A 14,342-nucleotide genomic window follows, 5' to 3' on the forward strand; every position below is an offset into this window, starting at 1 on the left:
ATAGCGCGATGTCCACATCGACCGCAGAGTGTCGGATGCCCGCCCAATGAGGGGGGTGTTCTGCTGTGCACCATCAAATCGAACGGTACGCCAACATGATGCGCTGTGTCGATATGTCTGGAATTCAATATGCACCGTTGCTGATGTCTGTTCTTCTGGCGGTGTCGGCCCCGGACGCCGATGCCAGGCAAGTGCTCGAACTATTTCGCGCATCCACGGGCGGGGACGTGAACAATGCGTGGAATTTTCCCGAGCTGCGCCGCGACTCGGCTCATCCAGACGCTCGAGATCCTTGCAAGCGCAGCCGCATCGATCGAGTGAGTGAATTGGAGTCGCCATGGCGTTCCGTCGTCAAACGGATCACATGGCGCTGCACAATTGAGCCGGGTACGGGTGTCAATGGGGACGCCCTCGCGTCGTTCACGGAAATACACGCCGTGCTGCGACCTGGAATGGTCACCTTTGGCGGTGTTCCAGTCGCCGAGGTGGTGAGGTTCGACAGTGAGTCGGGGGCCGACTACGAGTATGTTCTGCAGCAATCGTACGCAACATCCAGCAAGTCACTTCGCGCGATGATCGAGAAGCGGGTGGGGGCTTCCATGGATCTGTCGGCGCAGGAAGGGGGCAAGAATGAAGGTCTGGTAGTGAACGATATATGGCTGCATCCCGACGCCAAGAACGTCCGTCGTACCGTATTTTCAGTGTCATGGTCGGAGTAGTCTCGGCCCACCAGCCGATGTTGCAGAACTGCCCGACTTGACTGGAAAGAGAAGCATCACATGCTTGAATCGATGAGTGGGATGAATTCATCGCCCGTACTTCGATCGGCAATGGTGCGGTCAGCTTCGCGACGAACCTGACACTGTCTGACGTTGTTTTCCCGGGGTGACTGTTATCTTCGTCGGCAGCGCTGAGCAATTCCCGTCGATAAGGCGCTTGACGTGGAGTGTGGCGGGCGCAGAAATTTTCGGAACGGTCATGGACACTACGAACAAGAGCGGAGACGGCCCCGCAATCTCACGCCGTAGCTTTTTGTTCAGCTTGAGCGCGCTTGCGCTGTCGGCTTGCGGCGGCGGGGGAAGCGCATCCGCTGCATCGCAGGATGGTGCTGCGGCGAGCCCGGTCGTCGGGGCGGGAGCGGCGGGAGGCGCGGCCCCCGCTTCGACGCCGGTGGGTGCGAGTCTGGCCGATGGCATTGTGCCGGCGTCCGCGTCTGCCGTGGCGACCACCGTCGATGGCGGCACATCGGACGCGGCCGCGACGCCATCGAGCGATGTCTCGAATCCGGCCGCGACCAGCAACGCTCCGGCGACAACGACAGGCACATTCATTCACCCGGGCCTGCTTCATACGCAAGCCGATTTCGATCGCATCGCTCTGAAAGTGGCGACTCGGCAGCAGCCGTGGCAGTCCGCCTGGAGCGTGCTGATCGCCAACCACCATGCGAGCCTGTCGTGGACGCCGCGACCGCAAGCGGAGGTGGACCGTGGCGGCACGGGCCCCCAGAACTACACGCTGCTGTACAACGATATCGCCGCCGCCTACGCGTGCGCATTGCGCTGGAAAGTCACCGGCGAAACCGCGTACGCGGACAAGTCGGTCCAGATCATGAACGCATGGTCGTCCACGCTGAAGCGCCTCGGCGGCGACACGAACGTCGACCTCGCGGCCGGCATCTACGGCTACGAGTTCGCGAATGCCGGCGAGATCATTCGCACCTATTCCGGCTGGGCGGCGGCCGACTTCGCCGCGTTCCAGTCGATGATGCGCAACGTGTTCTATCCGATCAATCACGATTTCCTGAATCGCCATAACAACACGGACATCACGCATTACTGGGCGAACTGGGACCTGTGCAACATCGCGTCCGTGATGGCGATCGGCGTGCTGTGCGACGATCGCGCGTTGTTCGACGAGGCAGTGAACTATTTCCGGAGCGGCGCCGGCAACGGAGCGATCGCGCAAGCCGTCTATTACCTGCATCCGGGCCATCTCGGGCAATGGCAGGAGACCGGGCGCGACCAGGGGCACAACACGCTCGGCATCGCGCTCGGCGGCGCGATCTGCGAGATGGCGTGGAACCAGGGCATCGACCTGTACGGCCACGACAACAACCGTTTCCTCGCCGGCGCCGAATACGTGGCGAAGGCGAACCTGCTGCAACCCGATGGGGCGATCTATTACACGGTTCCCTATGTCACCTACTCCAATGTGGACGTCACGCAGACGCAGTTCTCGACGTCCGCGCGAGGCTTGATCCGGCCATGCTGGGCGCTCGTCTACAACCACTACGTCAATCGCAAGGGGCTGGCAGCGCCGTGGTCGAAGCAATTCGCGCTGAAGATCCAGCCGGAGGGCGGCGGCGGCAACTACGGCCCGAACAGCGGCGGCTATGACCAGCTCGGCTACGGCACGCTGACCTGCACGCGCGATGCGTTCACGGGAACCCGCGCGCCGAGCGGGCTCGCGGCATGGGTCAGCGCGTCGCTTGTCGTGCTGTCGTGGTGGGGCGTCGCGAGCGGCACGAGCTATACGGTCAAGCGCGCGTCGCGCCCGGGCGGACCGTACACGATCGTCGCGACCGGCATCGCGGATCCGCTCACGTACACCGACAGCCCGGCTGCCGGAACATGGTATTACGTGGTCAGTGCGCGCACGCCGACAGGCGAAACGGGCGACTCGAACGAGGCGGTCGCGGTGACCGAGATGCGCTTGCATACCAGATTGCCGTTCGATGAGACCAGCGGATCCGCTGTGGCCGATGCGAGCGGCAACGGTCATGGGGGCACGCTGATGGGCGGGGCCACGCGCGCGGCCGGGAGGACCGGTAAAGCGCTGTCGCTGGACGGCGTGGGTAGCTATGTGAGCTTGCCGGACAATCTGGTAGCCGACTTATCGGACTTCACGATCGCGGCCTGGGTGAACTGGAACGGCAACGGCGGCAAACGGTGGGCGCGCGTATTCGACTTCGGTTCGGGCACTGCCCGCTACATGATGCTGACGCCGATGGGGGGAACGGGCGTCGTGCGTTTCGCGATCAGCACCAACGGCTCGCATGGCGAGCGCCGTGTCGACGGCAAGGCGTCGCTGCCCACCGGGCAGTGGGCGCACGTCGCGGTCACGCTGTCCGGCACGACGGCGACGCTGTACGTGAACGGCAGCGTCGTGGGCAGTGCCGACGACGTGATCTTCGCGCCGTTCCGGCTCGGGCCAACCGCACGGAACTGGATCGGCCGCTCTCAGTTCGCGGCCGATCCGTACTTCGGCGGGCTGATCGACGAGTTTCGGCTGTATCGCAACGCGCTCGACGCCGAGCAGATCGCCGCGTTGGCACAGGGCTGACGCAGGCCAGGGCCGTCGCCATTGCGGCGCGCCGATGCGAGGCGCCGTCGCGGGATGTCGCGCCGTGCTCGATCAGTTTGGCTCGCTGCGCAAGGACATGTACGGCGGGACCTCAGCAGCGATGGCGATCCGCAATCGTACAAAGCCGGGCAGTCGGGCTGGGCGGTGGCCGGAGGCGTGTACCGCGATGCCAGCGAGCTGGGCGTCGGTATGTCGGCCATTTCGGAGAGCGGTCGATGAGTCACGAAAATATCGGGCTCCGCTGACAGCCGCGGCGGCTTCGGCTTATCGGCAGGGGGCTTTCATCCGTGGAACTGAAGACAGCGGCTCACGCGGAACCGGCATATTGCCGTGACCGCCGAAAAGACATTATCGATTTCATGCAACCCAAAAAAACACTGATCACATCCATCGTCGTTCTGGCTGCGTCTCTTGCCTTTTCCTGTTCGATCGCCCGAGCCGCCGGCCCGGATACGTATACGCTGAATCCGGTTGCGGGCAAGGCCATTTGTGCGAGCGCCAACATTTCCGCCCGCATCGGGCGGTCCGCCGCGCTATGCGTGACGAAGGGAGCCTATTCGCATGATCTGTACGAGGTCCGGATCGACGGCGTCACAGTGGTAAAGGGTACCGACGACGAAACGACCGGCGGAATCGCCGCAACATACCGCGGCCGGCTTTTCGACCTCGTCTGTACCTCGGTCCTGTCGGCGTCCCACAACGTCACCGACGCGCAGGTCGAATCGATTCGCGCCATGGCGCCCGATACGCCCCGGGAACAGTTGAAACAGCTGTCCACCCTGTTCAATATGGTCGAGACGGGGCGTCGTTGCGTGGTCGGCGCGCAATCGGCACAGTTGTTCATGGTCGAAGTTCGCTTTGAATGACGTGTCGCCGATGCATCACACATTGACTCCCGGCGAAGGCGCATCGCGGCCCACCCGGCTGCGCGTGAGGCTTTCGCGAGGCTGGTCTCTGCTGGCGGGGCTGCTGATTTGCGGTGCGGTTCATGCCGTCGAGGCCCCTGTCGCTTCGGCATCCGATGCGGCAGCCGATACCGGGGCGCCGAATATCGCCGCATGCACGCATGGCGCGCCGGTCACGACGTTTCCCGAGCCGAAAGACACGAATGCCGTTCCGCGGCTGCAAGGTCGCATCACCGACACCACGGGTGCGCTGACGGATGCATGTCGAACGGATCTGAACGCTCGGCTGGCTGAGCTCGAACGGCGTACGGGTGTTCAACTCGCCGTGCTGCTCGTTGCGACGAGCGGGCAGGCAACGATCGAGCAGTTCGCCACTGCCGTCTTCGAGAAATGGAAGCTCGGGCATGCAAAGACCGACAACGGTCTTCTTCTGGTGGCGGCGCTGAACGATCATCATGTGCGCATCGAAGTCGGCTACGGGCTGGAAGGCGCCGTGCCGGATATCGCCGCTGCCGAGATCATCCGGCAGCAGATCGTGCCGGCGTTCCGTGCCCGCAATTTCGAAGCCGGCCTGAGCGGAGCAGTCGACGCGCTGGTCGAGCGATTGCAGCCGCGTGCGCTGGAAACGGCCGCCAGCGAAGCGAAACCGGCCGTTACCGCAAGCGAGTCGGAGCGCCCGCGCGATGTCGCTCGCGCGCCGGAGCAGAAGATCGATGTCGGCATGTGGGTGCTGCTCGTACTGGCGAACGTCGTGTTCGGCATCGCAGCCATGTGGCGAAAAGCCCGATGGTACGTCTATGTCGGAGGCAGCTATATCGGGACGGCTGTCGCACTCATCGCGAGGTTGCCTGCCGGATTGATCGATACGGGCGTCCCGGCGATCAATCTGCTGGGCGCGCTTGTACTTCCCGCATTCCTCGGCTTGCCGGCATGCCTGCTCGGCATGGGCCTGTTTCGCTCCGCTTCCGTGCGCAAATTTATGGCGATCGTTGTCGGCGTCCTGCTGGCATTGATCGCGGCCGGGCACGCGATGGGGTTTTCGGCCGGACAGGTCCTGATGACAGTCGGGCTCGCTCTGCTCGTGGTGCTGGGTGTGGCCGCCACGCTGGCGGATTTCTTCAACGACTGGGAAAGCAGTCCTTCGTCGGGCAGCAGCGCTTGGGGATCGTCAGGGAACTCCGATTCAGGCTCATCATGGAGCGCCGATTCGAGCTCGTCGGATTCGTTTTCAGGGGACGGCGGTTCGAGCGGGGGAGGCGGCGCGTCGGACAGCTGGTGATACACGCATGTGTCGATACCGTTCGGTATTCACGGTTCGCGATCGACGGAAATCTTCAATTGGAACAATCAAGATGAAATGGCTTCGCCTGTTTTTTGCGCTTTGTATCGTGCTTCCGTTTGCCGGTTGCGGATATAACGCGATCCAGACATCGGACGAGGATGTCAATGCCGCGTGGTCCGAGGTGCTGAACCAGTATCAGCGTCGCGCCGATCTGGTGCCCAATCTCGTCGCGGCGGTCAAGGGATATGCGTCCCACGAAGAGCGCGTGCTCACGGAGGTGTCCGAAGCGCGCGCACGCGTCGGCAGCATTCAACTGACGCCTGAACTGGCGAAAGACTCCGGCGCGCTCGCGGCGTTCGACAAGCAGCAGGGCGGTCTGTCGAATGCGCTGAGCCGCCTGATGGTCGTCGCCGAGAAGTATCCGGATCTGAAGGCCAGCACGCAGTTTCGCGATCTCTCGGTTGAACTCGAAGGTACCGAGAACCGCATCGCGGTCGCGCGCGGGCGCTACATCAGGACCGTGCAGAACTACAACCTGACGGTCCGGCGCTTCCCTGGCGTGATCGTGGCGAAGATCTTCGGTTACGAGACACGGCCGAATTTCAGCGTGGCGAATGAATCGTCGATATCGGCTGCGCCGAAAGTCGACTTTTCGGCGCCGAAGGCTGCTAGTGGGGTGCAGTAATCGTGCTTGTCCGGAGGGTTTTTTCCACGCAGGCGCGGTCTGTCGACGCCTGTCACGCTCGCTGCGGACGGTATGCTCGTTATCGGTGCAATCGTGCTGGCGCCATTTCTCATTCCGATCTTTATCGGCGGAACGGGCATAGGCGTGGGGCCTTGAGCGAATCGACGATCTCACGCACGGGTGAGGGCGTGGGGGCCCGACGCGGGTTTTCCTGGTCGTCCCCGTGACGACGAAGGGGCGGGATCGAGCGTACGACCCGATTCAATCAACAATGACACGCGGATCGGTCGAATCGAGGCAGATCGTCAATTGGTTGCCCTCCTTGTCGAACGCGCAATACGGCAGCGGTTTGTGCAGCATCGCAACCAAAGGAAAGCCGACGCAGACCCAGGCGAGCAGCACGGCCAGCGGTAGCCGGGCCACGAGCCCAATACGCGAGACCGACTCGGGACCGGCGAGGCGCGCGCCCCTGACACGCGCGAATATGCCGACGATCAGGAAGATCGTGCCTGCCAGCATGGCCTCGGCGATCTCCTGTCGTTGCGGGCAATAGATCAATTCGACGTTGGACTCGTCCGGATAGTGGACTAGCCACCACGCGCCGATGCACTCGATCAGGCATCCGACCAGGAACCAGGCCACGTGATATCCCGGCAGGCGCAGCAGCAGTGCGACGAGCAGCACGGCTGTGGCCACGAGCAGGCTGAGGGTGTAGGCGACAAGACCCATTCCGCCGCCGAACAAAGTGCCGCTCGTTTCGACCGGCCTGAGTATCTCCATGATGAAATAGCCGGCATATACGACGGTTCCCAGCAACGCGATCCAGCTGACCGCACGATACAGCCACAACCATCCCCGGCCAACTGGCCGATTCATGACGACACTGCGAGACATGACGAAACCTTATGTTGATGCGGAGTGGCAAATCCGCCTGTGATCGATTGCCCGAGCATGGGAGGCTAGCAGCGGGTGGCCGGCGGTTGTGTCAGAGACCGTCAGGCGTATTGTCAGTTGCCCGCGGCAAACCCGACCCGGGGTGTACGCAGCGCAGGTCGATCGCATCGATCTTTCGCTGCGTAAGAATGCCAGGATTGGTCGGACCGACTTTTGACGCACGGAATTTCTCCTTGGACTTGGCTCCTGCTGCGTTGGCGGTAAAGCGGACGCTGACCGGAGCGTTCCGCATCTCGTCGGTGTACGTTTCGTCTGCGCCGTCGCGCGTCGCTGGTCGAAGATGCGCTACACCACTGCGCCGACAATCCATATCGAGCCTGACAAGTCCTGACAGTCACCCGCGACGGGCTGCCATAGACTCCGTTTTGAGGGCAGACGGACGTGAGCGGAGTGCCGCCGAGATGGGTGCCGGACGGCATCGCCTCGATCACGCGTGAGAGTCCGTTTTCATCTTCATGCCATCTTTCCATGAGACGAACAGCATTGATTCAATCAGGTATACGAATCGAATTTTCGTCAAGCGGTGCTGGCGCGACCGCATCTCAACTGACTGATTGCAGGGGTTCAGATGAAAGAAACGACCGTTTCCGCGGCGTATGTGCCGATTGCGAAAGTCGGCCGCGCGAGACGGGCCGTGCAAGTGCTCGCCGTGACGATTGCAGCGCTGGCCGGCCCGGTGTCCGCGCATGCGGACGACGCTGGCGTGACGTTTCCGGAGCGCGACGAAGCGTGGCTGAAGGAAGGGACGTTTCCGAACGTCGACAATCTGCGGCAGATGATGCCCGGGCTGTCAAAGGACCAGGTCTACGCGCTGCTGCAGGAGCCGCACTTCTCGGAAGGCTTCTTCGGCGTGCGCAAGTGGAACTACATTTTCAACTTCCGAACGGGCAAGGGCAACGAGTACGTCACGTGCCAGTACCAGATCGTCTACGACGGCAACGCTCAGGTGAAGAGCACGCACTGGAAGGAGCACGAGTGTGATGCGTTGGTGGCTCAGGCATCGGCGGCGCCGGCGGCTGCCGCGCCCACGGTGTCGGAGCATTTCGCGGTGAACGACGACGTGCTGTTCGCGTTCGACCGTTCGTCGCTGAATGATTTGCTGCCTGGCGGACGAACGGCGCTGGACGATATCGCAGAACGGCTGAACGGCGGCTATCGGAACCTGAAGTCGGTGACGATCATCGGGCATGCGGACCGGATCGGGCCGGATGCGCATAACCAGGAACTGTCGCTGGCGCGGGCGCAGACGGTGCGCGACTACCTCGTGGCGAAGGGCTTGCCGCGCAATCCGGTGGTGGTAGCGGGGGCGGGCAGCACGACCCCGGTAACGAACGGGTGCCCGGCGGGCAAGACGGTCGAGGCGATTCGGTGCTTGCAGCCGGACCGTCGGGTGACGATCGATGTCGCCGGGGAAAAGCGCGGGCAATAGCAGGCCGACGCTCGCGAGCATTGCCGACAGCCACGAGTACTGACATGAAAACAACCATTCCTGAACCTGAGATCCCTCAACCCGAAAACGAAGCATCAGGCGCCGACGCCGGCGCGCCGGGAGGCCGCCGCGGGCAGAGGCGGCGCCTGCACGCTACCGCCTCCGCACCGAAGAAGCCGCGCTTCATGTCATTCCAGCTGAATCGCGTCGTTCGCGATCGCTCTTACGATACGGTACGTATGTCCACGCAATCTTGCGCTCTGAACATCGCCTTTCTCGAGCCCGTGCAGGGCTCGCTCGACGAAATTGCCGGCGTGCTGGCGTCACGAGGGTACGTCTGTCACCGAGTACCGACTTGTTCCGCATTCGAATATCTGCTGGAAGACGTACCGATCCGGCTGGCAATCCTCGACTGGGAGGCGCCCGATATTGGCCGGTACGAACTGCTGGCATCGAGCCGTCGTCGCTATCCGACATTGCCGTTCGTCCTCGGCGCGACGCAGGAAGCGCGAGAGGAGGATCTGGTATCCGGACTCGAAGCCGGCGCCGATGCCTACGTCGACCGGCAGCTCGGCAGCGTCGAGTTGCTCGCGCGCATCGACGCATTGATGCGGCGAGTCTATCCGCATCTGTTCGTGAGCGACGAAATACTGGCGTTCGGCGCCTATCGCTTCAATCCGCGAACGCTGTCCGTCGAATTCCGCACGCGCCAAGCGATGCTGACGCGCAAGGAGTTCGATGTCGCGCTCCTGTTGTTCAGAAACATGTGTCGCCCGGTGACGCGGCGCGAGATCGCTGCGGCGATGTGGGGGCAGTTCTCGAAAGAGCGATCGCGCAGCATTGACACGCACGTGTCGTCGATTCGCAAGAAGCTTATGCTGAACGCGCGAAACGGCTATCGACTGACGTCGATTCACCGGTTCGGATATCAGCTCGACAACATGCGCTCGCACGAGCCGGTGTCGGTCGGTTGAACGTTTGCGGCCGCTTCGCCGCTCTGGATCCGGGGGCACGCGGGGCGGCTGCGCCGTCACACGGCCTCGTCGATCCGGGCGGCCGCTGCCAGCGCAACGACCGGAAGATGGAGCGTCATCGTGGTGCCGTGCCCCGGCGCGCTGTCGCAATCGATCGTTCCGCCGTGTCGCGTAATGACCGTCCGGACGAATGCCAATCCGAGTCCGACGCCTTCGCTGTCAGGCTGACCGGGAACCCGAAAGCGCTGGAATCGTTTGAACAGACGCAGCCTCTGCTCGTGCGAGATGCCATACCCCTGATCGCGGATCACGCAGCGCAATCGTGCCGGCGTTTCACCGGTGAGAGATAGCGCGCAGTCGATGCGCGTATGCGGCGGACTGTACTTGACCGCATTGTTCAGCAGATTCACGAGCCCGCGGGCGATCATCGAGCGATCCGTACGTACCGGAAATTCGCCGTCCGGCGTGTCGTATGCGAGCGTAATGTGCTTCGCATTGGCGAGTGGCCAGACCTCGTCGACCGCGCTGTTCAGCAGATCGGAGAAGTTGGCGACCTCGAGCGCGTAGTCGCAGGTCTCGGCAGCGGCGAGCTGCACGAAGCTGTCCGCCAGCGCCAGGGTGCGGCGCGCGTATCGCTCGATGCGATCGTAGGTGAGCCGCTGGCCGGTTACGACCGCCTTCGGACGCTCGATGTCGATCAATGCGATGATCGACGATTGCGGCGAGCGCATGTCGTGGGACAGCAGATGCAGCATCTCGTCGCGCTGGCTCTGCGCGGCATGGAGTGCCGTCACGTCGTTGAGACTCGCGATCCAGCCGATCAGCTCGCCGGCCGAACTCGTACAGCGCGCGTATCGCAGCACGAAATGGTGTCCGCTGGCATCGGCGACCTCTACGCCGCGTTCCAGCGCATCGAGGTTGCCGGCGTGGGTCGGAGAGAGCAGCGCGGGCCACGGGCGGCCGCGCGCCGCTGATGGCGCGCCATCGATCAGCCGCACGAACGAAAGCGTGCTCAGGATTTCCTGCAGCGTGCAGCCTTCGAGTGCTTTTCCCACGGGCGGCGTGAGGCATGCCCGGGCCGGATCGTTGGCGAGCCGGATATAGCCCGCGCTGTCCGATACCAGCACCGGGTCGGGCAAGCTGTTCAGGCTGTCCCACACGAAGCGTTTCAGGTCGCGCACCTGTCGCGCGGCCTGACGCATCAGCGCGATGTTGTGTTCCAGTGCATGCCCGACGAAGGCGAAGGTCGCGATGCGCTGATCCTGAACGAGCTGCGGCTCGTTCGCCAGCTGCTCGAGCTCGGCGCTGATGAATGACATCGCCACTTCGAGCCGCCGCCAGCTCCACGTCGGATAGACGACGAGCAGTGCGAGCGCGGCGGGCACTGGACTGATCCAGACCGACGCCTTCAGAAGCAGCGTGCCGCTGCCGAATACCGCGGCACCGATCAGCGTCGGCAGCAGCACAATGGTCTGCCGTGGCGTCAGGTACAGGAATGCGAGCAGCAGCAGCGCGAGCGGCGACGCGGAATAGAGGACAACCTCCCAGATGTCGGCCGTGGCGATGTATCGTCCGGATAGCAGCGCATCCAGAATGTTGGCGTGGATCTCGACGCCGCTCATCGAGCCGTTTTGCCCGGACACGGGCGTCGTCAGATGTTCGAGCAGACCGTCGGCCGTTGCGCCAACGAGCACGAACTTGTCGCGAAACATCGCCGGATTTACGTTGCCGTCCAGCACGTCGACGAACGCCACCTGAGCGTAGCGTATGCCGTCGCCCGAGAACGGAATCAGCATCTTCCCGGAGCGGAACACGGGATCGACAATCGGTTTCGAATCCGAAACCCTTGAGGCAGGCGGGCCGGGCAGCGGCGCGTTGCGGCCGCGTGCCCCGCGGTAGGCCGGAATCACGAACTGCGGCCACAGCTGACTGCGGTTCCCTTCGAACAGAGAGACATTGCGGACGATGCCGTCCTGTTCGGTTTCGAGATTGATATGTCCGATTCCGGCCGCGGCCGCGCGCAGCGGCTCGACGGGCAGCAATGCGTTCCCGGCTTCGGGATTGGTCGGGCCGCTTTCGATGACGAGCGGCAGATAGACTGGCGCATGCGACATCGCGTCGGCGAGCGCGACATCCTGCGCGCCGGGCTCCGTGAACAGCACGTCGTACAGGACGGCTCGCGGCGAGCCCGCTGCGATGCGCAGCAGCGCATCGGCATGGACCTGACGGGACCACGGCCACCGGCCGAGCTTGTTGATGCTGCGGTCGTCGATAGCGACGATCACGACGTCCGTGCTGGCCGGCACCGACCGGTGCCGGAACCACCAGTCGTAGAGGATGCGATCGGCCGGGCGGGTCAGATGACACGCAACCAGCAATACGATGAAGGTGACGCCGACGGCGCCGAGCAGCAGCCATTCGCGCAGAAAACGCTTCTCTTCGGCGCGAAGGAATGAAGGGGGAAGCCTGATGAACATGAGAACCGCCGCGCGATGCGCGCAAACACCTATCGACCTACCGTAAACGACTGCACCGGCGTCGACTGCTCGTCGATCCCGCCGTCGGCGGCGCGCCGTGCAGCCGCCACGCGCCAGAAATACTTGCCCGGCTTCAGATCCGACAGTATGAGCCGGGTGCCGGTCAGGCCCGCCTGATCGACGAGGGGATCGTGCAGCTGTGGATCTGCCGCGAGCACGAAGTGCGACGTGTGCAACGGACCGGCGTCCATGTCGTCCGTCCAGCGGAATTCGTAATGCGTGGCTGCCTGTCGCGGGGCGACATCCGTCGCAGCGGTTCGGGTGCGGCGAAAACTGTAGATGCGCGTCAGTCCTTCCAGCCCGTGCGCATCGACGGCAGACAACCGGACGAAATAGTTGCCGTCCGGCAAATCTGCGAACACGGCGCGCGGACCGTCCGCACGCACGCTGTCCAGCATGTCCAGAAAACCTGCATCGCTGGCGATCGTCACGCGATACGCGCGTGCGTTCGTCACCGGCACGATGTCGAATGCGATTGGCGAGCCGGCCTGCACATCGTCCGGATGCGCCAGCGCGGGCGCGGCCGGCAACTGGACCGGTGCGTCGACGTGACCGGCCGGATCGGCAACGACGCCGAACTGCATCGGCACGAGCGCCTGTGACGCGTCCTTGCCATCGACGGCGACCTTGCCCGCCAGCACTTCGACGATGCTCTCGCCGTCGTCGTACCCGACGCCGAATTCCGTGCCGCGCACGCCGGCGATGACCGACGGCGTGCTGATGTTGAACTGGTCCCTCGGTTTCAGCGGCGTCACGGTGGCGCGCACCTCGCCTTTTTCGAGGCCGAATTTGCGGTCGGCACCGCCCGTCGTCGGCGATGTGCGAAGCCGCCGGATGTCGACCGAGGTGTTGGGCATCAACGTCACGTGCGATCCGTCCGACAGCTCGATTGTCGCGAACGATCGGGCTTGCGTGCGGACGACATCGCCTTCGGCGAGCGTGGTGTCGACCGTCAGCGGCCCGTACGGACCGCGATAGGACGCACGCTCGGCGAGGCCGCGCACGGCAATCGTCTTCGCCCCCGGTTGCGACCGCTTGAGCAGCGTCGCCGGAATGTGCAGCGTCGAGCCAGGCTGCAGGCGTTTCGGGTCGGCGACGCGGTTGATGCGCTGAAGCACCGTCCAGTTTTGCGGATCAGCCAGATAAGTCGCGGCGAGGTCGTACAGCGTGTCGTTCTGGCGCACCGAATACGCGATGGTGTCCTGCGTCTCGCCGAACGGCATCTGTGCTTGCGCGCACGGCACTCCGCTGGCGAGGAACGCCAGTACGCCGGCCGCGATCGCCGCGCGTATCGAAACGTCAGTCGACGGACGCTTGCACCTGTTCACGAGCCGTTCGCTCCGAGCTTCTCGAGCCGGTAGCCGTAGCCGTAGATCGGAACGATGCAGTAGCCGTTCTGTGGCTTCAGGTCGAGCTTGACCCGAACCGCCGACACATGCGTATCGAGCGTGCGGGTAGGGATGTCGGGCGAGTGTTTCCATACCGTTTCGATGATGTGTGCGCGCGACAGCGGTCTGGCCAGGTTGCGGAAGAACAGCAGCGCGACCTGGAATTCCTTCTGCGATAGCGCGACCGGTGTGCCACGGTAGAGAACCCGGCCTTCCTGCAGGTCGAACGTGTAGTCGTCGAACTGCTGGCTGGTCGCCACGGAATCCTGCCGGTAGGTCCGGCGCAGCAGCGTCGTCACGCGCGCCAGCAGCACCGGAGCGGCGACCGGTTTGATCACGTAGTCGTCGGCGCCGGCATTCAGCGCCGAGACGATGTCGGCTTCGTGCGCGCGGCTCGTCATGAACAGCACCGGCAGGTTCGCGTCGCAGTTCTGCCGGATCCATGCGAGCACCGCGTCGCCTTGCATGTCGACGACGTTCCAGTCGAGGCTGACCAGATCGAACGTCTCACGCTGCAATCGGTGGATGAGTGCGCGTCCCTCGGTGAAGACATAGCAACTGTGACCGGCCGGCGTGAGTGCCTCCGTGATGAATTGCAATTGGCTGGGATCGTCGTCGAGAATGGCGATGCGCATGTGATTCCGTGTTGCTCGGGCTGATTCGATAAAGGCAACGGAATCGCACGATCGAGCGCTCCAGATGGCGCGCTCGGGTGCGGATGTCACGTTGCGGCGGTTTTCAGTTGGGTGTTCACTGTCCAGTCCAATTTACATCGCCTCCGGATTACAAACGTCAGAGAATGACAGGTCGCGCTTTCGTCCGGTC

At 63.6% G+C, this 14,342-nt stretch carries 11 protein-coding genes; 7 read left to right on the forward strand and 4 right to left on the reverse strand.

Going from position 1 to position 14,342, the window contains the following annotated elements:
• Window positions 1-65: 65 nt before the first annotated feature.
• The 5 genes from JYG32_RS33360 (at window position 66) to JYG32_RS33380 (ending at window position 6,235) form a co-directional block, all read left to right on the forward strand.
• Window positions 66-719 carry a hypothetical protein gene (locus tag JYG32_RS33360; protein ID WP_213267947.1) on the forward strand — a complete coding sequence of 218 codons (654 nt, stop codon included), beginning with the start codon at window positions 66-68 and terminating at the stop codon, window positions 717-719.
• A gap of 259 nt (window positions 720-978) precedes the next feature.
• Entirely contained in the window at window positions 979-3,342 is a 2,364-nt protein-coding gene (locus JYG32_RS33365) for a LamG-like jellyroll fold domain-containing protein (protein WP_213267948.1), read from the forward strand.
• 308 nt (window positions 3,343-3,650) lie between these two features.
• On the forward strand, window positions 3,651-4,229 hold the full coding sequence (locus JYG32_RS33370; protein WP_174379022.1) for a hypothetical protein: 579 nt from the start codon (window positions 3,651-3,653) through the stop codon (window positions 4,227-4,229).
• A 1-nt stretch (window position 4,230) separates the two neighbouring features.
• On the forward strand, window positions 4,231-5,547 hold the full coding sequence (locus JYG32_RS33375; RefSeq protein ID WP_249744985.1) for a TPM domain-containing protein: 1,317 nt from the start codon (window positions 4,231-4,233) through the stop codon (window positions 5,545-5,547).
• 7 nt (window positions 5,548-5,554) lie between these two features.
• Entirely contained in the window at window positions 5,555-6,235 is a 681-nt protein-coding gene (locus tag JYG32_RS33380; protein ID WP_433960882.1) for a LemA family protein, read from the forward strand.
• Between the two features lie 261 nt (window positions 6,236-6,496).
• Here JYG32_RS33380 and JYG32_RS33385 read toward each other — a convergent pair whose 3' ends face one another.
• Window positions 6,497-7,129, reverse strand: coding sequence for a hypothetical protein (locus tag JYG32_RS33385; protein ID WP_213267950.1), 633 nt, complete (start codon window positions 7,127-7,129; stop codon window positions 6,497-6,499).
• A gap of 628 nt (window positions 7,130-7,757) precedes the next feature.
• On the opposite strand from JYG32_RS33385, the gene JYG32_RS33390 reads away from it, so the two are divergent.
• Both JYG32_RS33390 and JYG32_RS33395 read left to right on the forward strand, forming a co-directional pair.
• On the forward strand, window positions 7,758-8,618 hold the full coding sequence (locus JYG32_RS33390) for an OmpA family protein (protein WP_433960883.1): 861 nt from the start codon (window positions 7,758-7,760) through the stop codon (window positions 8,616-8,618).
• A 44-nt stretch (window positions 8,619-8,662) separates the two neighbouring features.
• Entirely contained in the window at window positions 8,663-9,592 is a 930-nt protein-coding gene (locus tag JYG32_RS33395) for a response regulator transcription factor (RefSeq protein ID WP_213267952.1), read from the forward strand.
• A gap of 56 nt (window positions 9,593-9,648) precedes the next feature.
• Here JYG32_RS33395 and JYG32_RS33400 read toward each other — a convergent pair whose 3' ends face one another.
• The 3 genes from JYG32_RS33400 to JYG32_RS33410 are packed head-to-tail and all read right to left on the reverse strand — an operon-like array spanning window position 9,649 to window position 14,152.
• Window positions 9,649-12,069: a CHASE2 domain-containing protein gene (locus tag JYG32_RS33400; RefSeq protein WP_213267953.1), complete on the reverse strand. Its 2,421-nt coding sequence runs from the start codon at window positions 12,067-12,069 to the stop codon at window positions 9,649-9,651.
• 29 nt (window positions 12,070-12,098) lie between these two features.
• Complete coding sequence (locus tag JYG32_RS33405) at window positions 12,099-13,457, reverse strand: FecR domain-containing protein (RefSeq protein WP_213267954.1); 1,359 nt, start codon at window positions 13,455-13,457, stop codon at window positions 12,099-12,101.
• The gene (locus tag JYG32_RS33410; protein WP_213268278.1) at window positions 13,454-14,152 is read right to left on the reverse strand and encodes a response regulator transcription factor; all 699 of its coding nucleotides are present in this window, start codon (window positions 14,150-14,152) and stop codon (window positions 13,454-13,456) included. Before JYG32_RS33410 ends, JYG32_RS33405 begins: the two co-directional genes overlap by 4 nt.
• Window positions 14,153-14,342: the final 190 nt, after the last annotated feature.

Source organism: Burkholderia pyrrocinia (genome assembly GCF_018417535.1).
GTDB lineage: Bacteria > Pseudomonadota > Gammaproteobacteria > Burkholderiales > Burkholderiaceae > Burkholderia > Burkholderia pyrrocinia_E.